The 26701-nt window shown below is 62.9% G+C and carries 24 protein-coding genes and 1 tRNA gene; 12 read left to right on the top strand and 13 right to left on the bottom strand.

Annotated elements, in window-relative coordinates; translation table 11 throughout:
• Positions 1-50: 50 nt before the first annotated feature.
• A complete protein-coding gene (gene serA / locus ACI3KQ_RS11965; RefSeq protein WP_404957863.1) occupies positions 51-1631 on the bottom strand; it encodes a phosphoglycerate dehydrogenase in 1581 nt (526 codons plus the stop codon).
• A 122-nt stretch (positions 1632-1753) separates the two neighbouring features.
• The gene (locus ACI3KQ_RS11960) at positions 1754-2914 is read right to left on the bottom strand and encodes a phosphoserine transaminase (protein ID WP_404957861.1); all 1161 of its coding nucleotides are present in this window, start codon (positions 2912-2914) and stop codon (positions 1754-1756) included.
• Positions 2915-3072: 158 nt separating this feature from the next.
• Here ACI3KQ_RS11960 and ACI3KQ_RS11955 point away from each other — a divergent pair, with 158 nt between their 5' ends.
• The 5 genes from ACI3KQ_RS11955 to ACI3KQ_RS11935 all read left to right on the top strand — a co-directional run bounded on the left by ACI3KQ_RS11955 (position 3073) and on the right by ACI3KQ_RS11935 (position 8321).
• The gene (locus ACI3KQ_RS11955) at positions 3073-3780 is read left to right on the top strand and encodes an extensin family protein (protein ID WP_404957859.1); all 708 of its coding nucleotides are present in this window, start codon (positions 3073-3075) and stop codon (positions 3778-3780) included.
• Between the two features lie 76 nt (positions 3781-3856).
• Positions 3857-4735, top strand: coding sequence for an LOG family protein (locus ACI3KQ_RS11950; RefSeq protein ID WP_404957857.1), 879 nt, complete (start codon positions 3857-3859; stop codon positions 4733-4735).
• 86 nt (positions 4736-4821) lie between these two features.
• The gene (locus ACI3KQ_RS11945; protein ID WP_404957856.1) at positions 4822-5493 is read left to right on the top strand and encodes a pyrimidine 5'-nucleotidase; all 672 of its coding nucleotides are present in this window, start codon (positions 4822-4824) and stop codon (positions 5491-5493) included.
• On the top strand, positions 5490-6329 hold the full coding sequence (gene dapD, locus ACI3KQ_RS11940; protein ID WP_404957855.1) for a 2,3,4,5-tetrahydropyridine-2,6-dicarboxylate N-succinyltransferase: 840 nt from the start codon (positions 5490-5492) through the stop codon (positions 6327-6329). Before ACI3KQ_RS11945 ends, dapD begins: the two co-directional genes overlap by 4 nt.
• A gap of 177 nt (positions 6330-6506) precedes the next feature.
• Positions 6507-8321, top strand: coding sequence for an ABCB family ABC transporter ATP-binding protein/permease (locus ACI3KQ_RS11935; RefSeq protein WP_404957894.1), 1815 nt, complete (start codon positions 6507-6509; stop codon positions 8319-8321).
• A 43-nt stretch (positions 8322-8364) separates the two neighbouring features.
• Here the strand turns inward: ACI3KQ_RS11935 and ACI3KQ_RS11930 are convergent, their stop codons facing one another.
• A complete protein-coding gene (locus ACI3KQ_RS11930) occupies positions 8365-9213 on the bottom strand; it encodes a hypothetical protein (protein WP_404957853.1) in 849 nt (282 codons plus the stop codon).
• Between the two features lie 110 nt (positions 9214-9323).
• Between ACI3KQ_RS11930 and ACI3KQ_RS11925 the strand changes: the two genes are divergently transcribed.
• Positions 9324-10643 (top strand): SLC13 family permease, encoded by a 1320-nt coding sequence (locus tag ACI3KQ_RS11925; RefSeq protein WP_404957851.1) that lies wholly within the window; start codon positions 9324-9326, stop codon positions 10641-10643.
• A gap of 2 nt (positions 10644-10645) precedes the next feature.
• Here the strand turns inward: ACI3KQ_RS11925 and ACI3KQ_RS11920 are convergent, their stop codons facing one another.
• The 8 genes from ACI3KQ_RS11920 to ectA are packed head-to-tail and all read right to left on the bottom strand — an operon-like array spanning position 10646 to position 19155.
• Complete coding sequence (locus ACI3KQ_RS11920) at positions 10646-11917, bottom strand: mechanosensitive ion channel family protein (RefSeq protein ID WP_404957849.1); 1272 nt, start codon at positions 11915-11917, stop codon at positions 10646-10648.
• Positions 11914-13257 carry an MFS transporter gene (locus tag ACI3KQ_RS11915; protein ID WP_404957847.1) on the bottom strand — a complete coding sequence of 448 codons (1344 nt, stop codon included), beginning with the start codon at positions 13255-13257 and terminating at the stop codon, positions 11914-11916. Before ACI3KQ_RS11915 ends, ACI3KQ_RS11920 begins: the two co-directional genes overlap by 4 nt.
• Positions 13254-14504 carry an MFS transporter gene (locus ACI3KQ_RS11910; protein ID WP_404957846.1) on the bottom strand — a complete coding sequence of 417 codons (1251 nt, stop codon included), beginning with the start codon at positions 14502-14504 and terminating at the stop codon, positions 13254-13256. The genes ACI3KQ_RS11915 and ACI3KQ_RS11910 overlap by 4 nt, the downstream gene beginning before the upstream one ends.
• Positions 14505-14524: 20 nt before the next feature.
• The gene (locus ACI3KQ_RS11905) at positions 14525-15967 is read right to left on the bottom strand and encodes an aspartate kinase (protein ID WP_404957844.1); all 1443 of its coding nucleotides are present in this window, start codon (positions 15965-15967) and stop codon (positions 14525-14527) included.
• On the bottom strand, positions 15964-16884 hold the full coding sequence (gene thpD, locus ACI3KQ_RS11900) for an ectoine hydroxylase (RefSeq protein WP_404957842.1): 921 nt from the start codon (positions 16882-16884) through the stop codon (positions 15964-15966). Before thpD ends, ACI3KQ_RS11905 begins: the two co-directional genes overlap by 4 nt.
• 26 nt (positions 16885-16910) lie before the next feature.
• Positions 16911-17324, bottom strand: coding sequence for an ectoine synthase (locus tag ACI3KQ_RS11895; RefSeq protein ID WP_404957840.1), 414 nt, complete (start codon positions 17322-17324; stop codon positions 16911-16913).
• 14 nt (positions 17325-17338) lie between these two features.
• Positions 17339-18646: a diaminobutyrate--2-oxoglutarate transaminase gene (ectB, locus tag ACI3KQ_RS11890; RefSeq protein ID WP_404957838.1), complete on the bottom strand. Its 1308-nt coding sequence runs from the start codon at positions 18644-18646 to the stop codon at positions 17339-17341.
• A gap of 32 nt (positions 18647-18678) precedes the next feature.
• The gene (ectA, locus tag ACI3KQ_RS11885; protein WP_404957893.1) at positions 18679-19155 is read right to left on the bottom strand and encodes a diaminobutyrate acetyltransferase; all 477 of its coding nucleotides are present in this window, start codon (positions 19153-19155) and stop codon (positions 18679-18681) included.
• On the opposite strand from ectA, the gene ACI3KQ_RS11880 reads away from it, so the two are divergent.
• The 4 genes from ACI3KQ_RS11880 to ACI3KQ_RS11865 all read left to right on the top strand — a co-directional run bounded on the left by ACI3KQ_RS11880 (position 19133) and on the right by ACI3KQ_RS11865 (position 22207).
• On the top strand, positions 19133-19360 hold the full coding sequence (locus ACI3KQ_RS11880) for a hypothetical protein (RefSeq protein ID WP_404957836.1): 228 nt from the start codon (positions 19133-19135) through the stop codon (positions 19358-19360). The genes ectA and ACI3KQ_RS11880 overlap by 23 nt on opposite strands.
• A gap of 76 nt (positions 19361-19436) precedes the next feature.
• Positions 19437-19925, top strand: coding sequence for a MarR family winged helix-turn-helix transcriptional regulator (locus ACI3KQ_RS11875; RefSeq protein ID WP_404957834.1), 489 nt, complete (start codon positions 19437-19439; stop codon positions 19923-19925).
• A gap of 77 nt (positions 19926-20002) precedes the next feature.
• Entirely contained in the window at positions 20003-21316 is a 1314-nt protein-coding gene (locus ACI3KQ_RS11870; RefSeq protein WP_404957832.1) for a chloride channel protein, read from the top strand.
• Positions 21317-21463: 147 nt separating this feature from the next.
• Positions 21464-22207, top strand: a complete 744-nt coding sequence (locus tag ACI3KQ_RS11865) for a hypothetical protein (RefSeq protein ID WP_404957831.1) — start codon at positions 21464-21466, stop codon at positions 22205-22207.
• 176 nt (positions 22208-22383) lie between these two features.
• Here ACI3KQ_RS11865 and ACI3KQ_RS11860 read toward each other — a convergent pair.
• Positions 22384-22458 (bottom strand) — tRNA-Thr (locus ACI3KQ_RS11860).
• Between the two features lie 110 nt (positions 22459-22568).
• Here ACI3KQ_RS11860 and ACI3KQ_RS11855 point away from each other — a divergent pair.
• On the top strand, positions 22569-22709 hold the full coding sequence (locus ACI3KQ_RS11855) for a hypothetical protein (protein ID WP_404957829.1): 141 nt from the start codon (positions 22569-22571) through the stop codon (positions 22707-22709).
• Positions 22710-22723: 14 nt separating this feature from the next.
• Here the strand turns inward: ACI3KQ_RS11855 and ACI3KQ_RS11850 are convergent, their stop codons facing one another.
• Positions 22724-24505: an aminopeptidase P family protein gene (locus ACI3KQ_RS11850; protein WP_404957827.1), complete on the bottom strand. Its 1782-nt coding sequence runs from the start codon at positions 24503-24505 to the stop codon at positions 22724-22726.
• Between the two features lie 110 nt (positions 24506-24615).
• Here ACI3KQ_RS11850 and ACI3KQ_RS11845 point away from each other — a divergent pair, with 110 nt between their 5' ends.
• Complete coding sequence (locus tag ACI3KQ_RS11845; RefSeq protein ID WP_404957826.1) at positions 24616-26691, top strand: S9 family peptidase; 2076 nt, start codon at positions 24616-24618, stop codon at positions 26689-26691.
• Positions 26692-26701: the final 10 nt, after the last annotated feature.

Genomic DNA, 26701 nt, shown 5'->3' with positions numbered 1-26701 from the left:
TGCTCCCCCCTCTCCCAACCCTCTCCCCGAGGGGAGAGGGCTTTTAGGGTTTACGCGAACTTCAGCAGCTTCACCGTCTTCACGCCGGTCAGGTTGCAGATGGCCTTGAGCACATCGTCATTCACGGCACCATCGACCGACAGCAGCAGCACGGCTTCGCCGCCTTGGGTGCGGCGGCCAAGGTGGAAGGTGCCGATGTTGACGCCTGCTTCGCCGAGCGTCGAGCCTAGGCGTCCGATGAAACCGGGCGCGTCCTGGTTGACGATATAGAGCATGTGGCCTTCAAGATCGGCCTCGACCTTGATGCCGAACAGTTCGACGAGGCGTGGGCTGCCGTGACCGAACAGGGTGCCAGCGACCGACTTGTCCCCGCTCTCCGTCTTCACGGTCACGCGAACGAGGGTCTGATAGTCGCCCTCGCGATCGTGGCGCACTTCACGCACGTCCAGGCCGCGTTCCTTCGCCAGGAAGGGCGCGTTGACCATGTTCACAGTGTCCGAATAGACACGCATCAGGCCAGCAAGCACCGCAGCGGTGATCGGCTTCTGGTTGAGTTCGGCGGCATGGCCTTCGACCTCGACCGAAACGCCCTGGATGCGGTCGCCTTCCAGCTGTCCGACCAGGCTGCCCAGTTCTTCGGCGAGCGCCATATAGGGGCGCAGCTTGGGCGCTTCCTCCGCCGACAGGCTGGGCACGTTCAGCGCATTGGTGATGCCGCCGTCCAGCAGATAGTCGGACAGCTGTTCAGCCACCTGCAACGCGACATTGACCTGTGCTTCATCGGTGGATGCGCCCAGATGCGGGGTGCAGATGAAGTTGGGCGTGCCGAACAGCGGCGATTCCTTGGCCGGTTCCTGCACGAACACGTCGAGCGCGGCGCCAGCGACATGGCCCGAATCCATCGCTTCCTTGAGCGCGGCTTCATCGACCAGACCGCCACGGGCGCAGTTGATGATGCGCACGCCCTTCTTGGTCTTGGCGAGATTTTCCTTGCTCAGGATGTTGCGGGTCTGGTCGGTCAGCGGCGTGTGCAGCGTGATGAAGTCGGCCTTCGCCAGCAGCGTGTCGAGATCGGCCTTCTCCACGCCCATTTCGACGGCGCGTTCCGGGGTGAGGAAGGGATCGAAGGCGACGACCTTCATCTTCAGACCAAGCGCGCGGGTGGCGACGATCGAACCGATATTGCCCGCGCCGATCAGGCCCAGCGTCTTGCCAGTGACTTCCACGCCCATGAAGCCGTTTTTCGGCCACAGGCCCTGCTGGGTCTGGGCATTGGCTTCGGGCAACTGGCGGGCGAGTGCGAACATCAGGGCGATGGCATGTTCGGCGGTGGTGATCGAATTGCCGAACGGCGTGTTCATGACGATCACGCCCTTGGCCGAAGCCGCCGGAATGTCGACATTGTCAACACCGATGCCAGCGCGGCCGATGACCTTCAGGTTGGTCGCGGCGTCCAGGATTTCCTTGGTCACCTTGGTCGCGCTGCGGATGGCCAGGCCGTCATATTGGCCGATGATGCCTTTAAGCTCTTCGGGGGTCTTGCCGGTGATTTCGTCGACTTCGATGCCACGTTCGCGGAAGATCGCGGCGGCGCGGGGGTCCATTTTGTCGGAAATGAGGACTTTGGGCATGACGAATTGCCTTTCTTGCAATTCGTCATCCTGACGAAGGTCAGGATCTCAGGCGGCTAGGTTCGACCTAGAGGCCCGAGATCCCAGCCTTCGCTGGGATGACGGGGAATGGGTTAAGAAGGTTAAGCAGCCTTGGCCGTTGCATAGGCCCAGTCGAGCCACGGACCCAGGGCTTCAATATCGGCGGTCTCAACCGTCGCGCCGCACCAGATGCGCAGGCCCGCCGGAGCATCGCGATAGCCCGCGATGTCATAGGCGGCGCCTTCCTTTTCGAGCAGGCCAGCCATGCTCTTGATCAGGGCTTCGTCCGCGCCATCGACCGTCAGGCAGACGCTGGTGGTCGACCGCGTTGCCGGATCGGCGGCGAGATGGCCGAGCCAGTCGCGTTCCTCGACGATCTTGCCCAGCGCCGCCGCGTTGGCGTTGCTGCGCGCCATCAAGCCCTGAAGCCCGCCCAGCGACTTGCCCCATTCAAGCGCGAAGATCGCGTCTTCGACCGCCAGCATGGATGGGGTGTTGATCGTCTCGCCCTTGAAGATGCCTTCAGCGAGCTTGCCCTTCGCCATCAGGCGAAAAACCTTGGGCAGCGGCCAGGCGGGCGTGTGGCTCTCCAGACGCTCGACCGCGCGTGGGCCAAGGATAAGGACGCCATGACCGCCCTCACCGCCCAGCACCTTCTGCCAGGAGAAGGTCGCGACGTCGATCTTGGACCAGTCGATTTCATAAGCGAACACGCCGCTGGTGGCGTCGGCGAAGGTCAGGCCTTCGCGGTCGGCGGGAATCCAGTCGGCGTTTGGCACGCGCACGCCCGACGTCGTGCCGTTCCAGGTGAACAGCACGTCATGAGCGAAGTTCACACCGTTCAGGTCAGGCAGCTGACCATAGTCGGCGCGGATGATCGTCGGATCGAGCTTCAGCTGCTTGGCGGCGTCCGTGACCCAGCCTTCGCCGAAGCTTTCCCAGGCGAGCGTCGTCACCGGACGGGCGCCCAGCATGGTCCACATCGCCATTTCGAAGGCGCCGGTGTCGGACCCGGGGACGATGCCGATGCGATGCGTTTCAGGCAGGTTCAGCAGCTCGCGCATCAGGTCGATGCAATAAGCGAGGCGGGTCTTTCCGATCTTGGCGCGGTGCGAGCGGCCCAAGGATTGCGCGCTCAGCTTTTCGGCGCTCCAGCCCGGAGGCTTGGCGCAGGGACCGGAAGAGAAATAGGGGCGAGCCGGCTTGGTGGCGGGCTTGGCCGCAGGCGCAATGGTGGCGTCGGCGGCAATCATATCAGTCATGTACGCTTCTCCTTGCAGAGAGCTCGCGCGGCGTTGGGACCGCGTGGCCCGCCGGTCGCCCTAAAGAACGGTGCGTAAGAGTCAAGCCGAATGTCTGAATGCGACGAACCGTTCCCATCGTTAACCAACAACGGGACAAGCCGTGATAAACACAGGTCATGATAGAGCGGCCAAGGGGGAAAATGATGATGCGCGGCGCGGGTCATGCGGCCTTGACCGGGCTGTGCCTGACGCTGGCTTTGGCGCTGGCATCGTGCAGTGGCGACATCGTGCCGCGCGGGCGGGTCGAGCGCGCATCCAAGCCGCCCAAGGGCGCGCGTCCCGTGGCGCCACCATCAATGGAATTGCGTCAGTGCCTGGTAAAGCTGCAGTCGCAATCGGTTTCCTTCACGCCCCTGCCCGACCAGAATTTCGGCGGCGGCTGTTCGGCGGTGGGCAGCGTCAAGCTGCTGGACATCGGCGTTCCCGCCACAAACCTGGGCGCGATGACCTGCAACCTGGCGGCCAATTTCGCCGCCTGGGCGCGCTATGGCGTTCAACCAGCCGCGCGCCTGATCCTGGGCGCGGAGATTGAACGGATCGAAACATTCGGCACCTATAATTGCCGCCCGATCGCGGGCAGCGGCAAGCTGAGCGAACATGCGCACAGCAATGCTGTCGACGTGTCTGCATTCGTCCTGTCGGACGGACGGCGGATCACGGTTCAGGAGGGTTGGAATGGCGACCGGCAAACCCGCCAGTTCCTGGAAATCGTAAGGGTCAGCGCGTGCAAACGGTTCCGCACGGTGCTGAGCCCGGATTACAACGTTGCGCACCGCGATCATTTTCATTTCGACATGGGCGGCCGCGGCGGCTTTTGCCGTTAAGCGGAAACCAAATCGCGGCGGCTTCTGCCGTTAAGCGCTCTTGGGTTTTTGCGCCCGCGCGCCTAAGTTGGTTTCAATGACAAGAAAAGAGATTGAGGAACGCAAGTTCCGCCCCGCCCGCCAGGAAGCCGCCGACGCGCAGAAGCAGGTCGGCACCCCGCAAACCAGCAGCGCTGCCTATCGCCTGGCCTTTCAGGACACGGAATTTCTGCTGCGCGAAGATTTGCGGCCCGTCCGTTTTCAGCTGGAACTGCTAAAGCCGCAATTGCTGATGGACGAGGCCGGGATCGAATCCACCTTCGTCTTCTACGGGTCGGCCCGTATTCCCGAACCGGAGCAGGTGCAGGCGCGGATCGACATCGCGACAACGCCGGAACAGCGGCGGATCGCTGAAAATCTGGGAAAGAAGGCGCGCTATTATGACGAAGCGCGCAAGCTGGCGCGAACCGCCGCGCAATATCCCGTGACGGAAAGCGGGTGCCGTCATTTCGTCGTCTGTTCAGGCGGTGGGCCGTCGATCATGGAAGCGGCCAATCGCGGCGCGGCGGACGTCGGCGCGCAGACAATCGGCATGAACATCGTCCTGCCGCATGAGCAGGCCCCCAACCGGTTCGTCACGCCGGAGCTGTCCTTCCAGTTCCACTATTTTGCGCTGAGGAAGATGCATTTCCTGCTCCGCGCGCGCGCGCTGGCGGTTTTTCCCGGCGGGTTCGGCACATTCGACGAAATGTTCGAACTGCTGACACTGATCCAGACCGGCAAGATGAAGCCCATTCCCGTCCTGCTGTTCGGGCGCGAGTTCTGGACGCGGGTAGTGGATTTCGAAGCGCTGGCGGAAGAGGGCGTGATTTCGCCGTCGGACCTCAACCTGCTGACCTGGGTGGAGACAGCCGAGGAAGCCTGGGCCGCAGTGCAGAATTTTTACGAGGATAGCGACGCGCCGGGCTGCGGTTAGAAAGCCGCGTGCCTCTGCGGAGGCAGGAGCAGGTCATCTGTTATCCACCCCTTGCCCTGTTTGCCGCACAGGATTAGGGCGCGGCCATGCGTGATGAGCTTGCCCATGTCGATTGCTGGATCTTCGATCTGGACAACACGCTATATCCGGCGAAAACGGACCTGTTCGCGCTGATCGATGTGAAGATGGGCGAGTTTATCCAGGGCTTGCTGGGGTGCGACCCCGTGGTCGCAAAGGCCACGCAGAAACGCTATTTCATGGAACATGGCACCACGCTGTCGGGCCTGATGCATCATCATGGCATCGAACCGCGTGCTTTCCTGGACTATGTCCATGATATTTCGATGGACCGGCTGGAGGTGGATGAGGCGCTGAACGCCCATATCGCCGCCCTCCCCGGTCGCCGCCTGATCTTTACCAATGGCGACGCCGATTATGCGCAGCGCGTTCTCGACCGGCTGGGCCTGGGCGCGGCTTTCGAGCTGATCCACGACATTCACGCCTGCCAATATATTCCGAAACCCGACCCGTCAGGCTATGCGGAACTATGCCGGGTGCATGGGATCAACCCATCCCGCGCCGCCTTTTTCGAAGATATGGCCCGCAACCTGAAGCCCGCAAAGGCGATCGGCATGGCCACCATCTGGGTGAACAATGGGTCGGAAGCGGGCAATCACGACCATCATCCCGACTATATCGATTTTGAAACCGACCATCTGACGCCATTTTTGGCCGACATCATTGGGGAAAAGCCATGAGCCAAGATCTGATCGCCACCATCGACGCCGCCTGGGAAGATCGGGCCAATGTCAGCCTGACAACGCAGGGCGCAGTCCGCCAGGCGGTAGACAAGGCCCTGGCCATGCTGGACAGCGGCACGGCGCGCGTCGCTGAACCGACTGCGGATGGCTGGCAGGTCAACCAGTGGCTGAAAAAGGCGGTGCTGCTGTCTTTCCGCCTGAACGACAATGTCATGATCGACAATGGTCCGGGCGCTGGCCATTGGTGGGACAAGGTGCCCAGCAAATTCGCCGGATGGGACGAAGCGGCGTTCCGCTCCGCCGGTTTCCGCGCCGTGCCGGGCAGCTTCGCCCGCGCCGGATCGCATATTGCGAAGAATGTCATCCTGATGCCCAGCTTCGTCAACATCGGCGCGTTCGTCGATGAAGGCACGATGGTCGATACCTGGGTGACCGTGGGCAGCTGCGCTCAGATCGGCAAGAATGTCCATCTGTCGGGCGGCGTCGGCATCGGCGGCGTGCTGGAGCCGTTGCAGGCCGATCCCGTCATCATTGAAGATGACTGCTTCATCGGCGCTCGGTCCGAAGTCGTGGAAGGCGTGCGCATCGGCAAGGGTTCGGTCCTGTCGATGGGCGTGTTCATCGGCATGTCGACCAAGATCGTCGACCGCACCACGGGTGAGATCTTCATCGGCGAAGTGCCGCCCTATTCGGTCGTCGTACCGGGATCGCTGCCCGGCAAGCCGCTGCCTGATGGCACGCCGGGACCCAGCCTGTATTGCGCGGTGATCGTGAAGCGCGTGGATGCGCAGACGCGGTCGAAGACCGGGATCAACGAACTGCTGCGCGATTGATCCACCTCTAAACTCCCCTCCCGCCTGCGGGAGGGGCCGGGGGAGGGTGCGATCGCGTCAGCAATCGCTTCCGCCTTTCGGGACAGCACAGAAGCTCGCTGCGCTCGTCACTCCCCTTCCCCCTCCCGTGAGAGGGAGGGGCTTATAAGATTGGCGGCCTTCGCCTACATAGCGCCCATGCCGCCATCCACACCCGACAACAGCCCGCTTCCACCCGTGTGGGCAACATTGCGGCGGTTCCTGCCCTATCTGTGGCCTGCCGATGCGCCTGCACTGCGGCGGCGCGTCGCTATCGCGATGATTCTGGTCGTGATGGCAAAGGCGATCAGCCTTGCCATGCCCTTCGCCTATAAGGGGGCGATCGACCGCATGGTGCCGGGCATGGAGCCTGCCGCCGGTCTCGCCATCGCGCTGGTGGTGGCTTATGCGGGCGCGCGGTTCGGCAGCGTTCTGTTCGACAATCTGCGCAACGCGGTATTCGAAAAGGTAGGACAGGAAGCCGGGCGGCGCCTGTCCGACGATGTATTCGTCCATCTGCACCGGCTATCGCTGCGCTTTCATCTCGACCGGCGCACTGGCGCGGTCACCAAGATCGTCGAACGCGGCACCAAGAGCATCGACACGATGCTCTATTTCCTGCTGTTCAACATCGCGCCGACGGTGCTGGAACTGACGGCGGTCTGCGTCATCTTCTTCGTCAAGTTCGGGCCGGGGCTTGTGGCGGCGACGCTGGTGATGGTGGGCCTGTATATCTGGTTCACCCGTACCATCACCGAATGGCGCAACCAGTTGCGGCGCGACATGGTGGACATGGACACCAACGCCGTCGCTCACGCGGTCGACAGCCTGTTGAATTTTGAGACGGTCAAATATTTCGGCGCGGAGGAACGGGAAGCCGCCCGTTACAGCAACGCCATGCGGCGCTATGCCGAAGCGGCTGTGAAGTCGGAAAACAGCCTGGCCTGGCTGAACGTCGGCCAGTCCCTGATCACCAACCTGATGATGGCGGGCGCGATGGGATATACCGTCTGGGGCTGGAGCCGGGGCACGTTTTCGACCGGCGATGTCGTGCTGGTGAACACATTGCTTAGCCAGCTATTCAGGCCGCTGGACCTGTTGGGAATGGTGTATCGCACGATCCGGCAGGGCGTGATCGATATGGAGGCGATGTACAAGCTGATCGATACGCGCACCGAAGTGGGCGACCGGCCTGACGCACCCGCACTGAAAGTGACCGCTGGCGAGGTCCGCTTCGACCATGTGCGTTTCGGCTATGATCCCGACCGCGAAATCCTGCATGATGTCAGCTTTACCGTGCCAGCGGGCCGGACGCTGGCGATCGTTGGTCCGTCCGGCGCTGGAAAATCGACCATCGCCCGCACGCTTTTCCGCTTCTACGACATCCAGCACGGCCAGATCATGATCGATGGGCAGGATATCGCAGGGGTGACGCAATCGTCGCTCCGCGCGGCGATTGGCATCGTCCCGCAGGACATGGTGCTGTTCAACGACACGGTCGGCTATAATATCGGCTATGGCCGCGAAGGCGCGAGCCAGGCGGAGATCGAGGCGGCGGCCAGGGCGGCATCCATCCATGACTTCATCATGCGCCTGCCGCAGGGATATGACACGCGCGTGGGCGAACGCGGCCTCAAACTTTCCGGGGGCGAAAAGCAAAGGGTTGCGATCGCGCGGACATTGCTGAAGGACCCGCCGGTTCTGGTGCTGGATGAAGCGACGAGCGCGCTCGACAGCCGAACGGAGACAGAGATTCAGGACGTGCTGCGCAACATAGCGCGCAAACGCACCACGCTGATCGTCGCCCACCGCCTGTCGACGGTCGTCGATGCCGACGAAATCATCGTGCTGGATCAGGGTCGCGTCGTGGAGCGGGGACGTCATGCCGACCTGGTCCGGGCCGATGGCCTTTATGCGATCATGTGGACGCGACAGGCGAGCGAGCGGGAGAGCATTGTCAACGAAGCGGTTTGAGCAGCTTACCTAAAGCCGCGGCGGACCCCTCCACTCGGCACGATCAATGCCATTCGACGATTGGTTCCGGCTTGTCCGGCGCGACGAACGCCACCCGTTCGAACTGAACCGCGATCAGGCAACGTGGCGCAACGGACGCGTCCTGCTGGAAACAATGAACGGGCTGGCCATCGGCAAAACCGGAAACCTTGCCCTCCAGTTGAAGCTGATAGCCGCGCGCTGACGGCGTTTCGCCTTCGGGCAGCTTGACCGTGGACGAATAGGGGCGGTCACCGCGCCGCAAAGTCCTTGGCCCGTCGGGCGAATAGAATTGCGCGATTCCCAGCCGCTGGCCCTGCGGGACGCCGACGTCCGTCAACGCGCCACCCTCGGCGGGGCACTGGTCCGCGCTGGTCCATGGACGGCGGATCCAGAAACCCTCGACCGCATCGAATTTCATGTCGGTCGCCAACGTCTTCACCCAGTCCGTATCGGCAAGGTTGTTGGCCCGCGCGCTAAGCCGGAGCGCGCGGCTCCTGGGATTGAAGCTCCATCCCGCCCATGCGTCTTTCGTTTCGTCGGTCAATTCCCCCGCGCAACCAAATGGCATGCGCAGGATGAAGGACCGCCCGACCAGCTGCGCATTGGACTGCGGCATTGCGCTACCGCTCGCCACCGCATCCGCCGCGCTCGCCGCCGCGGCCAACAGGGCCGCGCGGTCCAGCGGTGGCGGTGGGACGGGAATGACGGGGATCTTGGGAACCTCAACCCTGGGCGGCTGTTTCGGTTCAGCCTGAGCGGGCTTGGGCGATGGCGCATCTTCCCACCCGACAATGGCGATCGTCAGCGCGGAACCCGCAGCAGCGGCAATCAGGTAGGAAAGAATGCGCAACCGAATATTCTGTTCTGCCATGAAGCCAGTCTAGCAGATATGATGAAGAAAATGACCCCTAGGCTCAAGATTTTCCTCACCAATCTTCCATTTTTCCTGCTGAAATTCCGTCTTTATGCTACCGGGTTGCCATGACGCTTGAGCAACTTGTCACCCTTATCGTGCTGGCGGGCGTGGTTGCCGCGCTGATCTGGGACAAGGTTCGGGCCGATGTCGTCGCCCTGTCGGGCGCGGCGATCCTCCTTTTGACGGGTGCGGTGCGGCCCAGCGAAGTGCAGGGCGCCTTTGGCAGCCCGGCCATCATCGCGCTGGCTTCCCTGTTCGTCATCGCCCACGCCATGGAATTGTCAGGCCTGCTCGACCTGCTGATCCGCAAGGCGGTCGCGCTCTGCCGCCGGATCGGGGCGCTGGGCATCTGGCTGCTGATCCTGCTGTGCGGCGGGGCGTCGGGCTTCCTGAACAACACGCCGATCGTGGTGCTGGCCGCGCCCGTGATCCGCGACGTATCCCAGTCGTTGAAGTTGGACCCAAAACGCTTCCTGATGCCGCTATCCTATGTGGCGGTGCTGGGGGGATGTTGCACGCTGATCGGCACATCCACCAACCTGCTGGTGGACGACATGGCGCGGTCGTCCGGTCAGCCACCCTTTTCCCTGTTCGAAATCACGCCGGTGGGCCTGATCGTCGCGGCGGCGGGCGGCCTCTACCTCTTCTTCTTTTCCGGTCGGCTGCTCGCCCGGCCCCTGCCCGCGAGCTTCGAACGGATGGAAGCCGCCCTGCCCCACCATGTCAGCCATGTGGACATCGCCGGGGATGCGGTCGGCGATCCGGGCAGTTTCGTAAAGCAAAGGCCCTTCGCTCCCGCCAAGGCTATTTCGTCCAGCCTGATCTTCCTGGGCGTCATCCTCCTCGCCGCCCTCAACATCACGCCCATCGCCGCATCGGCCTTTGGCGGCGCGGTGCTGCTGATATTGCTCCGCGTCATCCGCCCGGAAGAAGCCTATGGCGGACTGCGGCCTGAAATCCTGATGCTGATCGTCGGCATGGTCGTGATCGGCATCGCTCTGGAACAGACCGGGCTTGCATCTTCGGCCACCAACGCCTTGATCGACAAGGTGGGTGTTTTCGGCCCATTGGGGGCGCTCATCCTGCTTTATGGCGCGACCCTGCTCCTGACAGAACTGTTATCGAACGCCACCGTTGCCGTTCTGGTGACGCCAATCGCCGTCGCGCTGGCCGAAAGCCTGAGTGTCAGCCCACGCCCGTTCCTGGTGGCAGTGATGATGGCGGGCAGCGCCGCCTTCGCCACGCCTTTTGGCTATCAGACCAATGTCCTTGTCTATCAGATGGCGGGTTACAGCTATCTCGACTTTACTAAGGTCGGGCTTCCCCTGAACCTTATCACCTGGGTCGCGGCGGTCGCCGCCATCCACTGGTTCTTCCCTTTTTAACCCTAGGCCAGCGCCCTCCGCCCGCCATCCGCCATCGCAATCTCCGCCACATCCGCACCGGTAGGCCGCTGGAACAATCGCAGTCCGAATTGCGGCAATATGGCGATCAGATGGTCGAAAATATCCCCCTGCACCCCTTCATATTCGTCCCAGACCGTGCTGTTGGCGAAAGCATAGATTTGCAGCGGCAGGCCATTTTCGCTTGGCTCCATCTGCCGCACCAACAGCGTCTTGTCCTGCGCGATATCGCTGCGCGCTTTCAGATAGGCATGCACATAGGCGCGAAAGGTGCCGATATTGGTGAGCCGCCTGCCATTGACCGGGTTGTCAGCGCCATGCTGCCGGTTCCAGCGGCCGATATCCTGCTGCTTGACCTGTAAATATCCCTTCAACAGCGAAAATCGCGCCAGCTGCTCCATATCTTGCTGCTCAAGAAAACGGACGCTGCTCTGGTCGATCATCAACGACCGCATGATCCGCCGCCCCCCTGATTCCGACATGCCGCGCCAGTTGCGAAAGCTTTCGGATATCAGCCGATGGGTCGGGATGGTCGTGATCGTCTTGTCGAAATTCTGGACCTTCACTGTGTGCAGCGCGATGTCGATGACGTCGCCATTGGCGTCAAGCTGCGGCATTTCGATCCAGTCGCCCACGCGCACCATGTCGTTCGACCCGATCTGCACCGACGCCACCAGCGACAGGATCGTGTCCTTGAACACCAGCATCAGAACAGCGGCCATCGCGCCCAGGCCGGACAGCAACAGCAGCGGCGACTGATCCATCAACGCCGCGATCATCAGGATGGTGGCGGTGGCATAGACCAGCAGCTTGGCCACCTGGACATAGCCCTTGATCGGTCGGTTCGCCGCATGGGGGCGGCGCTGGTACAGATCATTGAACAGGGCAAGCAGTCCACTGACCGCGATGGCGATGGTCAGGATGATGAAGGCGGCACACAGGCTCTGCACAAAGGACACCAGACCTGCGGGCAGGTGCGGCACCGCCGCGATGCCCTGCTGGATGACCAGCGCCGGCACGATGTTCGACAGCCGCGCGACGATGGCGCCGATATGCTGCGCTTCTATGTGAAATGGCAGGTGGCGCAGCAGCCGCAGCAGCACGCGCAGCACGATGCGCTTGGTGATCCAGTTCGCGATCCAGGAAAACAGGCCCAACAGGAGCAGCGCCAGCCCGCTCTGCATCCAGGGTTCGCGCACATAGCCCTGGATCAACATGTCCACACTGTCATTGGCGATGGGAAGATTGGTGATCAAGCCTGCGCCTCCTGCGCGAATGGGTCGCCCTGCAATGACTTGCCAGCGGTTTCCGGCATGAAGCGCAGCGCGAACAGGCCGACGACACAGGCCAGCATCATCGTGAATGCAGGCATCAATTCATTGCCGGTCAGGGTGATGAGGCCACTGTTGACCGCGGGCGCGGTGCCGCCAAAAATCGACGTCGACACATTATAGGCGATGGCGAAACCGGCGAAGCGCACTCGCGTCGGGAACAGCGCGGGAAAGGTCGCCGATATGGTCGCGAGTTGCGGGACGTACAGCAAACCCAGCAGGGCAAAGCCGACGATCGCGCCCATCAGCCCGGTTCCCATGAGCAGATAGAGCGGCACCGCCCCGACCAGCAGCCCGATCAGCGACACGCGCCACATCGGTCGCCGCCCCACCCGGTCCGACAATTTGCCCGCGAAGGGCAGGAACGCCATCATGAACAGCATGCCGATGATCGGCACGATCAACGCTTCGTCCGGCGACAGGCCGATGCGGCGCTGTAGATAGGTCGGCATGTAACTGAGCAGCGTATAGTTGACGACATTGAGCGCCACCACCAGCCCGCCCACGACGAGCATCGGCCGTCTGTAGCGCCGCATCAGCAGGCGCAGGCCAGGGGTGGGCGCGGCCTCTTCCCGGCTTGCATGTTCGCGGAAGATCGGCGTGTCCTCCATCTTCGATCGCAGATACATGCCGACCAGCCCCATCGGCCCCGCGATCAGGAAGGGAATGCGCCATCCCCACTGGTGCATCGCGTCTTCACCCAGCGTCAGGGAAAATCCCAGCATCAGCGACGCACCCAGCGAAAACCCCGCCAGCGTGCCGAACTCCAGAAAGCTGCCGAAAAAGCCCCGGCGGTCGTCGGGCGCATATTCGGCCATGAATGTCGCTGCGCCCCCATATTCGCCGCCGGTCGAAAAGCCCTGCACCATGCGCAGCACGATCAGCAGCGCCGGGGCCCACATTCCGATGCTTGCATGGTTGGGGATCAACCCCACGCACAGCGTCGCGCCCGCCATCATCAGGATGGTCAGCGCCAATACGGATTTCCGGCCCAGCCTGTCGCCCAAAGGACCCCAGAACAGACCGCCCAGCGGCCTGACCAGAAAGGAAATGGCAAAGGTCGCCAGCGCGAACAGCACCGCTTCGTCCATATCGCCAGGAAAGAGCGCAGCCGAAATATAGGTCACGCCATAAGCGTAAATGCCATAGTCGAACCATTCTGTCGCATTGCCCATGGCCGACGCGGCAATCGCCCGGCGCATCGTGACGGCGTCCGCCGCATGGGCACCGGGCACGGGTGAAGGGTCGGCCAAAGTTGCGGTCATCTATTTTGTCCTGCGATGGGTTCGTCATCCGACACATTGGGGTCCAGCAGCGACGCCATGGGCGTGGTGCGCGGCATGATCTGGAATTCCTGCTGTTCGGCGGATGGGACGGGGTCGGATGCGCGCTGACGCCACAGTCCCAGCACCAGCGCCAGGCCAGCGCACATCGCGATGAACAGGAACAGGCCGCCCGTGCCCGACACCGTCATGACGCCAGCAGCGCAAACGGGGCCGCACGCCGCGCCAACGGAATATAGCAGCACCAGCCTGCCGCTTGCGGTCACGCGTTCCGATTCCAGCAGCCGGTCGTTACAATGGGCGACACACAGGGGATAAAGCGCGAAGCTGAGGCCACCGAACAGTGCGCCCAGCGCCATCAGGCCGATCCCGCCCGACCCTGTCAGCGCCAGGGCCAGGCTCACCAACAGGACGATGGCGAAACTGACGATGATCACCGCCCGCCGGTCATAACGGTCGGACAGCCGTCCCAGCGGCCATTGCAGCGCCACGCCGCCCAGGATGACGATCATCATGAACCGCGCGGTTTCCGGCAGTTCCAGCCCCAGCCGCCGGACATGCACCGCCGCCAGACCGTAAAAAGCTCCCAGCATCAGTCCCGTGGCAAGCGCACCAATGGTGCCAAGGGGCGAAGCGGCCAGCAGCGACCGGATCGAAAATGCGGTCGCTTCGACCGGCGCGGGCGCGGAACTGCGGGTGAGGCACAGCGGAATGATCGCGAGCGAAATCAGGATCGAGGCAATCTGAAAGGGGATCGCCGGATAAGCGCCCGCCGCGCCCAGCAACAACTGCCCCACGGCCTGTCCCGAATAGAGGGCGACCATATAGGCCGCCAGGACACTGCCCCTCATCTGCGGCTCTGCCCGGTCGTTCAGCCAGCTTTCCAGGCATACGAAAACGCCCGCGACGCAGACGCCATCGATCAGCCGCAGCATCGACCAGAATAGCGGGTGCGCCAGCAAGGCGTAGGCCAGCGTACTCGCCGACAGCAGCGCGACGAAGGCGGCAAAGGCGCGGATATGCCCGACCTGCCGCACCACATCGCCAGCGCGCAGCGACCCCAGCACCAGACCACCGAAATAGGCGGTCGCTACCATGCCGATCGCCATGGTGCCGCTGCCCGCACGCTCCAGCCTTATGCTGATGAGCGTCGCCAGGAAGCCGCTTCCACTCATCAGCATGAATATGGACAGCAGCAGGCTGCGGACAGGCTGGATCGCCAGAAACATGGTCGCAGGCGGCGTCGGCGTCAGGCCGCGCGCCGTCCCTCCAGCGCAGACGTGTCTTCTTCGACCAGCGCCCGGTGCAATGCCTGCACGGCCATGTCGAACTGGGCGGCATGGACCACGAACTGCACGTCCACATTGCGGATCTGATGCTGCATCGCGACCACTTCGACATCTGCTGCGGCCAGCGCCTGCAGCGCGTCCGGCACAAGTCCCGGTCTGGATATGTCGCTGCCGATGACGGAAACGATCGCGACGGGCTGGGTCGATATCGCCGCGTCCGGGTAACGCGCCTGCAGGTCCGCTATCACCCTTTTCATCGTCGTCGGATCGGACGCCAGATAATGGGTGATGGTGTTGGCGTTGGACGATTTGCTGACGATCCAGGCGTCATGCCGGGCCAGCGCGTCCAATATCGCCGCGTCATATCCCTTCACCCCCACCATATCCTGTTCAAAGAATTGCAGCGCCTGGGCGTGACGGATGCCGGTGACGATCTCGACGCGCGGGCTTTCCGACACATAGTCGCCGCAGATCAGCGTGCCGCCGTCTTCCCGGTCGAACGTGTTGCGGACGCGCAGCGGGATGTTGGTCTGGCGCAATCCCCGGCCCGCGCCGGGATGGATCGCCTCCATGCCCAGATTGGCCAGCTGATCGGCGACGTCATAATTGGTGCGACCGATCTTGCGCGCCTTGTCCGTGCCGACCAGTTTCGGGTCGGCGCTCGACAGGTGGAACTCCTTATGGATGATCGCCTCCCGCGCGCCCGTCAGCACGGCTACGCGCGAAAATGTCATTTCCGAATAGCCGCGTGCATAACGCCGCACCATGCCTTCGCTACACCCGGCATAGCCAGTGACGATCGGCAGGCTGGTGGCAAGGTCGATGCCGACAAAGGCCTGCTCGATCCGTTCGTCCAGCCCGCGCATATCCTGCTGGTCCCACAGCGTCAGGTCGACGAAACACGCATTGACGCCCCGGTCGCGCAGCAGCAGCGCGGTGCTGTGGGCGCTATGCGCCTCCCCCAGCCCGGCCAGCAGCTCACGCACGGTCATCAGCTGTTCCTTGACGCAGAAGCGCCCATGGCTACGCAACCGCGCCAGATCTTCCAGGCAGGCGGCGACCGCATCGATGCGCCGGTCGACAAAGGCATCAGCCTCCGCGACGCTTTGCGGCCGCGCGAACATAGCGGCGTTGCGTTCCTTCATGGCGCGCCTGACATCGTCGATCGCCAGCCGCCATCCGTCCGCGCCATCATCCGCGACGAAGCGGGCGTAAACGCCCGAAGCACCGCTTTTCTTGTGCTCCAGCAACAGGTCGGTCATCCCCGCATAGGCGGACACGACGAAGATGCGATTGTAGAGGTCCGCGCCCTTGCGCCCCGCGATCAATACATTGTCGAACAATGTCGCGGTCGCGGCCATGGATGTTCCGCCGATTTTCTCGACGCTGTGCGTGCCTGTCATGCCAGCACCCCTTTCATCAGCGCCCCGGCCTGCGGTTCGACCGGCTCTGCTTCTCCCCGTGCGGCGATGAAGTCGGGCCTCGGCTTGTCGACGCCGAACGGCGCGACCAACCGGTTGCTGACGGCATTATAGACCATGAAGGCGTTGGCGCGCGGGAACGGGGTGATGTTTCCGTTCGACCCATGCATGACGTTGCAGTCGAAAATGACCACAGCGCCCGGCTTCCCCGTCGGCGCGACGATGCCATGCCGGTCGGCCAGTTCCGCCAGGCTGTCTTCGTCGGGCACGCCATATTCCTGGCGCTTGAGCGACATGCGATAATGATCTTCCGGCGTCTCCCCGACGCAGGTCAGGAAGGTGCGGTGCGATCCGGGGATCAGCATCAGCGGTCCGTTGTTCGGCGTGTTTTCCGCCAGCAGCACCGACATGGACAGCGCCCGCATCCGTGGCATGCCGTCTTCGACATGCCAGGTTTCGAAATCGCTGTGCCAGTAAAATTCCTTGCCCTGGAAACCGGGCTTATAATTCAGGCGCGACTGGTGGATATACACATCGTCACCCAACAGGAATCGCGCGACATTCGCCAGCCGCGCGTCAGCGGCAAGCCGCGCGATGACCCGGCTTTGCGCGTGGATGCGAAAGATCGACCGGATTTCCCTGCCGCCCGGCTCGCTGATGACCGTTTCCGCCTCCAACGCATCGGGATCGGCCAGCAATTTTCCTGCCTCCCGTTGCAGGAATGTGACTTCCTCTTCGGAAAATAGGTCATCCAGAACCAGATAGCCGTCGCGATCGAACATCGCGGCCTGATCCTGCGTGATGGGTGCGTCCCTGGTCCAGTCGCTGTGAACGACAGGGTCCAGACGCGGCAACATTTCCGCCTGATGGGACTGGCGGGACGGGTAGATGTCTTGCAAGGGACTTCCCCCTTTCTGGTTGATGATCAACTTACGGGAGCAGGCTCACGCGCCATGTCGACAGCGGCCGGATAGGCCCCGTTTTCGTCATGCACTTCCCGACCGGTCACCGGCGGGTTGAACACGCAGGCCGTCAATATGTCAGTTTCCGGCCGGACCACATGCTTGTCATGGGCGTTGAGCGCATACATCACGCCCGACGCGAGCCGATGGGTGACACCCGTCCCCAAATCCTCGATCGTGCCGGTGCCCTTCAGGACCAGCACGGCTTCCAGATGGTTCTGATAATGCATGTGGATTTCTTCACCTGCATACATGGTGGTGACATGGAATGAAAAACCCATGTCGTCGTCCTTCAGTAGAAGGCGGGCGCTTTCCCATTGGTCGGTACGGACATTCTGGTCCGACTTGCGAATTGCCTGAAGTTTGCGAACGATCATAGCCTGTCTCCTTCTTACTCGGCGGCCACGCCGATGGGCGCGGACAACGCTTCGCGTATGCTGCGTTCCACGATATCCAGCCCGGCGGACAGCAGGGCGTCGTCGATGATGAGCGGCGCGAGAACCTTGACGATTTCGTCATGCGCCCCGCTGGTTTCGATGATCACGCCACGGTCGAAACAGGCGGCAGTGACCGTCGCGGCGGTTTCGCCCGACCCAAGGTCAATGCCCCGCATCATTCCCCGGCCCCGCGTCGACAGGCCAAATTCTGCCGCGATCGCGTCCAGCCGCCGCTCCAGCAGGGCGGCGCGCCGGGCGATGTCGTCCTGAAAACGGCCATCGCTCCAGAAATGGCGGAATGCCGCGGCAGCGGTGACAAAAGCGTGATTGTTGCCCCGGAACGTGCCGTTATGCTCGCCGGGCGACCACTGATCCAGCTCGGGACGAAACAGCGTCAGGGCAAAGGGCAGGCCCATGCCGGACAATGACTTGGCCATCGTGACGATGTCGGGCGTAAAGCCCATGCCTTCGAAGCTGAAAAAGCCGCCGGTCCGGCCGCACCCGGCCTGAATATCATCGACGATCATCAGCGCGCCGTGCCGTTTGGCGATATCGGCAATCTTGCGCAGCCATTCGGGCGACGCGACGTTCAGCCCACCTTCGCCCTGCACCGTTTCCACCAGGATCGCGGCGGGCGCGTCCAGGCCGCTCGACGGGTCGGCCAGGCGGCGCTCCAGCAGTTCCGCCGTGTCCACGTCCGGCCCGTGATAGCCATCATACGGCTCATGCGCGACATGGTTCAACGGCACGCCGGCCCCGCCCCGCTTGGCGGCATTGCCGGTGCAGGCCAGCGCGCCCAGCGTCATGCCGTGGAAACCGTTGGTGAAAGCGATCACCATTTCACGGCCCGTCACCTTGCGCGCCAGCTTGATCGCTGCTTCCACCGCGTTGGTGCCGGTCGGCCCGGTAAACATCGCGCGGTAATCCAGCCCGCGCGGTTTCAGGATCACCTGCTCCAGCGTGTTCAGGAAATCCGCCTTCGCATCGGTATGCAGGTCAAGGCCATGGGTAATCCCGTCGCCCGCGATATAGTCCAGCAACGCCTGTTTCAGCAGCGGATGATTGTGACCATAGTTCAGCGTCGAACAGCCGGACAGGAAATCCAGATAGCGCCCGCCTTGATTGTCGTGCATCCAGACACCTTCCGCCCTGGTAAACTGGCGGGGCATGGACCGGGCATAGCTGCGCACGACGGATTCGCGGCGCTCGTAAATGCTCGTGTCAGGCTTGCGGGACGTGGGTTTGGGACGGGTGAAGATCATCTCGTCGTTCCTCCTGTTGATGATTTGCGCCGTCAGCGGCGCAGCGGGCCGATGCGCGCTTCCCACTCAGTGGCGTGCGCGCCGGCGAAATGAGCGTCACGCTCGAACAGCGCGCGCTTTGAAAGGGATGCATTCCAACGGGTGGCCAGTCCTTCGAACAGCGCCCATGATGGCTTGTTGTCGTCCGTGACGGTGGTGATCAGGTGGCTGACGCCGTTCGCCTCCGGCCGGTCGAGCAGCGATTCGATCATGCGGCCAGCCAGACCCACACCACGCGCAGCCGGTGACACGGCGACTTGCCAGACGAAAAAGCATTCCGGGCTGGATGGAGGGCGATAGCCCGACACCCATCCCACAACGTCGCCCTGCCGTTCGGCGACAATGCAGAAGTCGGCGAAATGCGTGCATTGCAACAGGTTGCAATAGGCCGAGTTCGGATCCAGCGGCGGACAGGCCGCGATCAATCCCGTGACGGCGGGACCGTCAATGGCGGTGGGCTTGCGCAAAATAACATTGCCACATGTGCCGGGGACGGAATGCGAAAAAGACCGTGACGGCCCCCGTGCCGCGCCGGATATTCGATCAAAGATTGTTAATCTCCCGAATTATATTTTCTGGCAGGACGATGCCTCCTGCGACAGTGCGGCGCTTTATATGCTGATTTTTACTCAGTTTTCAACCCTGCGCCGCCAAAAGCAATACTTCGGCAATTGAAGCACCTGCTAAATATGCTTTATTGCTCAAAGGAAATTTTCTGGCGCGGCGGCCTACATTTCTCTATCGAATGACTATGGATTCAGAATTTGCCCCGCTCACGCTCCGCGCCCTCCGCCGCGTCCTGCGCGCGACGGAAATTGGCAGCCGCCAACTTGCCGCGGCAACCGGACTCACCCCGTCGCAATTGCTGGTGCTGCGGGAAATCGCTGCCAGGGAAGCGGCGACGCCCAGCGCCATCGCCAATGCGCTGCAATTCAGCCAGGCGACGATCACCACCATTGTCGACCGGTTGCAGGAACTGGGCTTTGTGCATCGACAGCGGAGCGAACGTGACAAGCGGCAGTTCATCCTGACCATCGAGTCCGCCGGTAAAATTGCCTTGGTCGACGCGCCCGATCCGGTGCAGACGACCTTCACCGCGCGCTTCGTTCGCCTGCCGCAATGGGAACAGGCGATGATCCTGGCGGCTGTCGAGCGCCTGGCCATGTTGATGGACGCCCAGCATATCGACGCCGCGCCCCTGCTGGACAGTGGCCTGATCGACCGGTCAGAGCCTGTCTGAATCATGTTCCGGTCAGCGCAGGTCACCCATATTTTACGCCTGATGTGCGAACAGGCGGGCCGAAAAAGGGGCGGACGATGACAAAGCGCAATGCGAACCCCACGCTCCGCCGCGCCCTTATCATCCTGCGCCGTCATGGTCCCCAGGCGCGCGTGTGGCGTCGGCGTATCGCGATAGTGGGGGGCGCGATCCTGGTCGGCCTGGTGGCGCTGCTGTTCGCCCATCTGGCGGATCTGGCGGGGGAATTATTTCTGGCAGGCGCGCGGCGATGGTGGTGGGCGCCGATGGCCGTGACGCCGCCCGGCTTTGCATTGCTGGTGTGGGTCACGCGTAAATATGTACCTTTGGCCGCAGGTTCCGGCATTCCCCAGGTGATCGCCGCCTCCCGCGATCCCGACCGCGGCATGGACAGGCTGGTGTCGGCCCGCACGGTATGCGCCAAATTCTTCCTGACGATTGGCAGCCTGTTCCTGGGCGCATCGGTCGGACGCGAAGGCCCCACGGTCCAGATTGCAGCGTCGATCATGGGATATGCGCATCGGATCATGGCCGTCCCCCTGCGCGCGTCCGTCTATATAGCGGGGGGCGCAGCAGGCGTCGCGGCGGCGTTCAATACGCCTCTTGCCGGGGTCGCATTTGCGATCGAAGAATTGGCCGCCGCCTATGAACAGCGCATGACCCTGCTCGTGATGGCCGCTGTCCTGATCGCTGGCATGGTCAGCCTGGGCATAGCCGGGGATTATGTCTATTTCGGCGAAATGCGTCAGACATTAAGCGCGCGGGACGCATTGATCGCGGCTCCGGTCGCGGGATTGTTCGGCGGCCTTGCGGGCGGTCTGTTTTCACGCCTGATGCTGGGTGCGGGGGTGACGAATTTCGCGCCGATGCGCTGGATGCGAGCCCGGCCTGTCCTGTTCGCCGCTGTTTGCGGTCTCGTCGTCGCGATGCTGGGGACCTGTACAGGCCTGACCTGGGGCACTGGCTACGAAACTGCTCATGCAGCAATTTCGGGGGCCGACGTTCCCTTATGGTTTGCGCCCGCCAAATTCCTGGCAAGCCTGGCAACCGCCGTGTCCGGCCTGCCCGGCGGCATTTTTGCTCCGTCACTGTCGGTTGGGGCGGGCGTGGGGGATATGCTGCGCAGCATCTTCCCGTCCTATCCGCCCGGCGCCATCGTGCTGCTGGGCATGATCGCCTATTTCACCGGCGTGGTCCGCGCCCCTTTGACGGCGGTGATCATCATATCGGAAACGACCGCCAGCAGGGGCCTGATGCTGCCCCTTCTGGCGTCGGCGCTGACCGCCGATTTCGCCGCCCATCTTGTGTGCAAGGAACGGCTGTATCACGGCCTGTCCAAACGGTTCATCACGCCTTCAACCCCGTCGGGCTAGCTTCCGCAAAAGCCAAAAGGGGTTGATCCTCGATCAAGCGTCCCTAGTTTACGATGAGGCGTGACGCCTTTTAGCAGATTGAAATCGTGGTCGTGTGTCTGATTTTTTCCTTTCGGCGCGCGTCCGCACAGCCGGAGAGATGACAAGATGCACCGTGCTTTGCTGACAGCCCTGTTTGTTTCAGTTTCCATTCCCGCCTTTGCTCAGGACGCTGCCCCAGCGGGGCAAGCAGCCGCCCCCGCCGGACAGGCTGCCGACGCACCCGCGCCAGCGCTCAGCCCTGACCAGATCAAGGCCTTCAACCAGGCAGTGTCGGATTTTACCGCCGGTCAGCAGGCGCAGCAGAGCGGCGACAATGTCACGGCATCGGCAAAATATGAAGCCGCCCTCCCCGCCATCCGCGACGCGGTTAAGGTGCAGCCGGACAATATCGACAATGTGAATTTCCTGGCCAACGCCCTTTACGCCGCAGCGGCAGCAAAGGCCGGTTTGCAACAGCTGGACGCCGTTCCTCCGCTGTATAAAGAAAGCCTGCCCTATTGGCGGAAGGTCATTGCGGCGCGGCCCACCGATGCCCAGAGCCGGGGCGTGCTGACCGGGATTTTGATCCAGCTGGGCAATTTCAAACTGGGCAAGCAGGACAAGGCAGGGGCCGCCCCCTATTATGCCGAAGCGCTTCCGCTCGCGCGCAAGGCAGTCGCCGAAAAGTCCGACGCGATCAACAAGAACATCCTGCTGTCCGCACTGATCGGAACCAGCCAGACCAGCGATGATCCCGCCATCAAGGCCGAAGCCGCTACCATGTCGAAGGCGATGATTGCCGACAACAGCGTCGATGCTATCAACAAGCCATCGGCCCAGGCGCTGGCCGGAACCCCGGCGGCCAAATGATCTGACAGGTTGCGCATGCCTTCAGCCTGATGCTGGGGCATGCCGACCATCTTGCCGTTCAGCCCTGCCGGGGGTCGGCACGACTGGAGGGCGGGCTGACCCAGCCCATGAGCCTGCGTTCGACCATGCCGTGCAGTGCAGGGTCGCCATGAATCATACTGATGATAAAGGGAAAATGGTGCTGCCGGTGAGGATTGAACTCACGACCTCAGCCTTACCAAGGATGCGCTCTACCACTGAGCTACGGCAGCACTTCACCATTTTCGCGCCTTGTCAGGCGACGGAGCCGGGCCTATGGCTGCGCACGTCTCCCTTGTCAAGGCGCTTGCGGTCGCGGGTCCGATTTGCTTTAGGCGATGGCATGACAGGCGGACCGGATGATCGCAAGGAACGGCTGGCGCAGGCGCTGCGCGACAATCTGCGCCGCCGAAAGGCGCAGGCGCGTGCCGTCACGGCTGAACCGCCGCCGGAAAAGCCCGACCCTGACCATCGCGACCAATAAAGGCCGCCCGCACGTCAAAGCGGCGCGCAGGCTCCGTTGAGCCAGGCCAACGCATCGCCTTCCAACTGCGGCCCGATCCTTTCCAGCACCATGGCGTGATAACCGTCGACCCATGCGCGCTCATCGCTGGTCAGCAGCTCCGCCGCGATGGCGTGCCGGTCGATCGGGGCAAAGGTCAGCGTTTCAAAACCCATCATCGCCCGCTCCCCGCCCGGCACATCGCGCGGTTCGACCAGCACCAGATTTTCGATGCGGATCCCATATTCGCCGGCCTTGTAATAGCCCGGTTCGTTGGACAGGATCATGCCCGGCTGCAACGGCTCGTCACCGCCGCCGAATGTCGCGATCCGCTGCGGCCCTTCATGCACCGACAGGAAACTGCCAACGCCATGGCCGGTGCCATGGGCATAATCCAGCCCTTCCGCCCACAGGAACTGCCGCGCCAGAATATCCAGCTGCCCGCCCCGCGTTCCGGTCGGAAACTGCGCGCGCGCCAGCGCGATATGGCCCTTGAGCACCAGCGTGAAACGGCGCTTCATCTCATCGCTTACCACTCCGATAGCGATGGTGCGCGTGACGTCGGTCGTCCCGTCCCGATATTGCCCCCCCGAATCGACGAGGTAGAAGGTGCCAGGCTCGATCCGACGATTGGTGTTATCGTCGACCCGGTAATGGACCACCGCGCCATTGGGTCCCGCGCCGCTGATCGTGTCGAAGGACAGGTCCTGCAACTCGCCCGTATCGCGCCGGAACGCCTCCAGCCGCGCGGCTGCGCCCAGTTCATCGACTTCACCCTGCGGCGCTTCGACCGACAGCCAGTGAAGGAATCGCGACAGCGCCGCTCCGTCGCGCAACTGCGCCGCCTTGTGCCCGGCGATCTCAACCTCGTTCTTGATCGCCTTGGGCAGCACGGCCGGATCGCGCAGCGCCAGCACATGGGCGTCGCCCGCTTCCAGAGCCTCGAATATCGCCGCGACGGCCCGATCGGGGTCAGCAACCACCGTCCTGCCGTCAAAGCCCGCCAGCGCCTGCGCGAAATCGGCGCGGTCATGCACCCGCACGGCCTGACCCAGATGCCGGACGACCGCATCGTCGATCTTTTCCGGCGCGACATACAGGTCGGCGGTCGCATCGGCATGGACGACCGCATAGGCCAGCGCGACCGGCGTGCGCGCCACGTCACTGCCGCGAATGTTGAAGGTCCAGGCGATCGAATCCAGCGCCGACAGCACCACGGCATCCGCCCTGGCCGCCGCCAGCCACTGGGCCATCGCCTGCAACTTGTCCGCCGCGCCTTGCCCAGCGTAGCAATCGTCGTGCGCCATGACCTTGGCGGCGCTGGGCGCGGGACGATCGGTCCACACCGCATCCACCGGATTAGCGTTTACAGCGACCAGCGTCGCGCCCCGCTCCGCCAGCGCCTCGCCCGCCGCCTTCACCCATGCCCGCGTGTGCAGCCATGGGTCATAGCCGATCCGCGCGCCCTCTGGCGCATGTTGCCCCAGCCATCCAGCGACAGAGCTTTGCGGCACCCCTTCATATTGCCAGTGCGCCCCGTCCACCTGTTCGCGCACCTGCAACGTATAGCGCCCGTCAACGAAGATCGCGGCGTCCTGCGCCAGTACGACCGCGCTGCCTGCCGACCCCTGGAACCCGGTCAACCACGCCAGCCGCTGCGCATAGGCTCCGACATATTCGCTCATATGCTCGTCGGTCAGCGGAATGACGAAGCCATCCAGCCCGTCGCGCTCCAATTGCGCGCGCAAAGCCTTCAGCCGGTCTTCATGGGTGGACATGGAATTTCCCTTGGATCACATCGGCCCCCTTGCGCAGGCCCTATCGCCGCCAACATAAGCAGGCATGCGCGCATATGCCAGCGCGCCCGACCCATGATCCAGGACTGTGAATGACCGCTTCCCTTGTACCGCCCACCGCCGCCCGCCGTCCATTCAGCCTGACCCGCCATGGCGTCACGGTCGAAGACCCCTGGGCCTGGCTGCGCGACCCCGGCTATCCCGACGTCAAGGACAAGGATGTGCTGGCCTATCTGAAGGCGGAAAACGCGTTTTTTGAACAGGCGATGGCACCGCGCAAGCCGCTGACCGACGCGCTGTTTGCGGAGATGAAGGGCCGTATCAAGGAAGACGACAAGTCCGTCCCGCAAAAGGATGGCGACTATGTCTACTGGCGCGCCTTCGAAATCGGGGCGCAATATCGCAAATGGTATCGGCGGCCCGTGGCGGCCAAAACCGACGGCAGCGAGGATCAGCTGATCCTCGACGAACCGGCGCTGGCGGAGGGTCATGAATATTTCCGCCTGGGCGCGATGTCGGTCAGCCCGGATGGCCGTTACCTCGCCTACGCCATCGACAATAATGGATCGGAACGGTTCGAAGCGCGGATCAAGGATCTGTTCACCGGCGAACTGCTGCCGGAAATCATCCCTGACACGCTGTCGTCGCTGGTCTGGACCAGCGATAGCAAGGGGCTGCTCTACGGTATCGCCAACGAAAACTGGCGCACCGACAATACCCGCCTCCACTGGATCGGCCAGCCGGTCGCATCCGATGTGGAACTGTTCCACGAAGATGATGACGGCTTCCGCGTTGCGGTCGGCCTGACGTCATCGGAAAAATGGATCGTCATCTCGACGGGCGATCATGTCACGACCGAAGTCTGGCTGCTCCCCGCCGACAACCCGACGGCCCCGCCCCTGCTGGTGGCCGCGCGCCTGCCGGGCCGGGAATATGAAGTCGATGAACATGACGGCACGCTCTACATCCGCACCAACGACACCCATCCCAATTTCCGGCTGGTAAAGGCATCGCTCGCCGCGCCGCACGAATGGGAAGAAGTGATCGCGCCGGACACCCATTTCTACCTGACCGACTTCACCCTGTTCAAGGGATTCTATGTCACCGAAGGGCGGCAGGACGGGCTCGACCAGATCGAACTGCGCGACTACGCCACCCACACGCCAAAGCGCCTGTCCTTCCCGGAAGCGAGTTATTCGGCGTCGCTGGACGACAATCCCGAATATGACGTGACGAAACTGCGCATCGGCTATGAATCGATGGTCACGCCCGACACCATCTATGACTATCACCTCGCCACCGGCGAACTGGAAGTGTTGAAGGTCCAGGAAATCCCGTCCGGCTATGACGCGACCCGTTACGCGACGGAGCGGCTGATGATCCCGGCCCGCGACGGCACGCAGATTCCCGTGTCGATCGTCTATCCCAGGGGCTTGCCCCACGACGGCAGCGCGCCGCTCTACCTTTACGGCTATGGCGCCTATGGCATCGCGATGGAGCCTGGCTTTTCGACCAGCCGCCTGTCCCTGCTGGAACGCGGCTTCGCCTTTGCGCTGGCGCATATTCGCGGCGGCGATGATCTGGGCCAGCAATGGTATCTGGATGGCAAGCTGGACAAACGGACGAACAGCTTCACCGACTTTGTGGACGTGGCCAAGGGGCTGATCGAACGGGGCTATACGTCAAAGGGACGCATCGGCATTTCCGGCGGATCGGCGGGCGGTGAACTGATGGGCGCGGTGATCAACAGCGACCCCGACCTTTGGGGGGCGGTGGTTGCCCATGTGCCCTTCGTCGATGTCCTCAACACCATGCTGGACGAAACGCTGCCCCTGACGCCGGGCGAATGGCCCGAATGGGGCAATCCCATCGAAGACCCCAAGGCGTTTGAAACGATCCTGTCCTATGACCCCTATTGCAATGTAAAGGCGCAGGATTATCCGCCATTGATGGTCACGGCGGGGCTGAACGACCCGCGCGTCACCTATTGGGAACCGGCCAAATGGGTCGCCCGGCTGCGCGCCACCAAGACGGACGACAATGTCCTGCTGCTCAAGACAAATATGGGCGCGGGTCATGGCGGCAAGTCGGGACGGTTCGAAAGCCTGCAGGAAACGGCGGAGGAATTTGCCTTCATCCTCTGGCAACTGGGCGTGGATCAGGGGTGATTTCGATGAT

The organism is Sphingobium sp. ZW T5_29, from assembly GCF_044987515.1.
In the GTDB taxonomy this organism is placed as follows: Bacteria; Pseudomonadota; Alphaproteobacteria; order Sphingomonadales; family Sphingomonadaceae; genus Sphingobium.
Note: the sequence above shows the minus strand (reverse complement) of the source record. Positions and strands in the feature narration are given on the sequence as shown.

What these genes read in the sequence shown, in the direction of transcription:
- ACI3KQ_RS11935 (WP_404957894.1), top strand. Translation starts at nt 6,507, where the DNA reads ATGCCGCCATCCACACCCGACAACAGCCCGCTTCCACCCGTGTGGGCA.
- ACI3KQ_RS11850 (WP_404957827.1), bottom strand. Translation starts at nt 24,505, where the DNA reads ATGTCCACCCATGAAGACCGGCTGAAGGCTTTGCGCGCGCAATTGGAG.
- ACI3KQ_RS11880 (WP_404957836.1), top strand. Translation starts at nt 19,133, where the DNA reads ATGGCGGTGGGCTTGCGCAAAATAACATTGCCACATGTGCCGGGGACG.
- ACI3KQ_RS11925 (WP_404957851.1), top strand. Translation starts at nt 9,324, where the DNA reads ATGACGCTTGAGCAACTTGTCACCCTTATCGTGCTGGCGGGCGTGGTT.
- ACI3KQ_RS11950 (WP_404957857.1), top strand. Translation starts at nt 3,857, where the DNA reads ATGACAAGAAAAGAGATTGAGGAACGCAAGTTCCGCCCCGCCCGCCAG.
- ACI3KQ_RS11875 (WP_404957834.1), top strand. Translation starts at nt 19,437, where the DNA reads ATGGATTCAGAATTTGCCCCGCTCACGCTCCGCGCCCTCCGCCGCGTC.
- ACI3KQ_RS11895 (WP_404957840.1), bottom strand. Translation starts at nt 17,324, where the DNA reads ATGATCGTTCGCAAACTTCAGGCAATTCGCAAGTCGGACCAGAATGTC.
- ACI3KQ_RS11845 (WP_404957826.1), top strand. Translation starts at nt 24,616, where the DNA reads ATGACCGCTTCCCTTGTACCGCCCACCGCCGCCCGCCGTCCATTCAGC.
- ACI3KQ_RS11960 (WP_404957861.1), bottom strand. Translation starts at nt 2,914, where the DNA reads ATGACTGATATGATTGCCGCCGACGCCACCATTGCGCCTGCGGCCAAG.
- ACI3KQ_RS11915 (WP_404957847.1), bottom strand. Translation starts at nt 13,257, where the DNA reads ATGACCGCAACTTTGGCCGACCCTTCACCCGTGCCCGGTGCCCATGCG.
- ACI3KQ_RS11905 (WP_404957844.1), bottom strand. Translation starts at nt 15,967, where the DNA reads ATGACAGGCACGCACAGCGTCGAGAAAATCGGCGGAACATCCATGGCC.
- ACI3KQ_RS11870 (WP_404957832.1), top strand. Translation starts at nt 20,003, where the DNA reads ATGACAAAGCGCAATGCGAACCCCACGCTCCGCCGCGCCCTTATCATC.
- ACI3KQ_RS11930 (WP_404957853.1), bottom strand. Translation starts at nt 9,213, where the DNA reads ATGGCAGAACAGAATATTCGGTTGCGCATTCTTTCCTACCTGATTGCC.
- ACI3KQ_RS11865 (WP_404957831.1), top strand. Translation starts at nt 21,464, where the DNA reads ATGCACCGTGCTTTGCTGACAGCCCTGTTTGTTTCAGTTTCCATTCCC.
- ACI3KQ_RS11945 (WP_404957856.1), top strand. Translation starts at nt 4,822, where the DNA reads ATGCGTGATGAGCTTGCCCATGTCGATTGCTGGATCTTCGATCTGGAC.
- dapD (WP_404957855.1), top strand. Translation starts at nt 5,490, where the DNA reads ATGAGCCAAGATCTGATCGCCACCATCGACGCCGCCTGGGAAGATCGG.
- serA (WP_404957863.1), bottom strand. Translation starts at nt 1,631, where the DNA reads ATGCCCAAAGTCCTCATTTCCGACAAAATGGACCCCCGCGCCGCCGCG.
- ACI3KQ_RS11955 (WP_404957859.1), top strand. Translation starts at nt 3,073, where the DNA reads ATGATAGAGCGGCCAAGGGGGAAAATGATGATGCGCGGCGCGGGTCAT.
- ectB (WP_404957838.1), bottom strand. Translation starts at nt 18,646, where the DNA reads ATGATCTTCACCCGTCCCAAACCCACGTCCCGCAAGCCTGACACGAGC.
- ACI3KQ_RS11910 (WP_404957846.1), bottom strand. Translation starts at nt 14,504, where the DNA reads ATGTTTCTGGCGATCCAGCCTGTCCGCAGCCTGCTGCTGTCCATATTC.
- ACI3KQ_RS11855 (WP_404957829.1), top strand. Translation starts at nt 22,569, where the DNA reads ATGACAGGCGGACCGGATGATCGCAAGGAACGGCTGGCGCAGGCGCTG.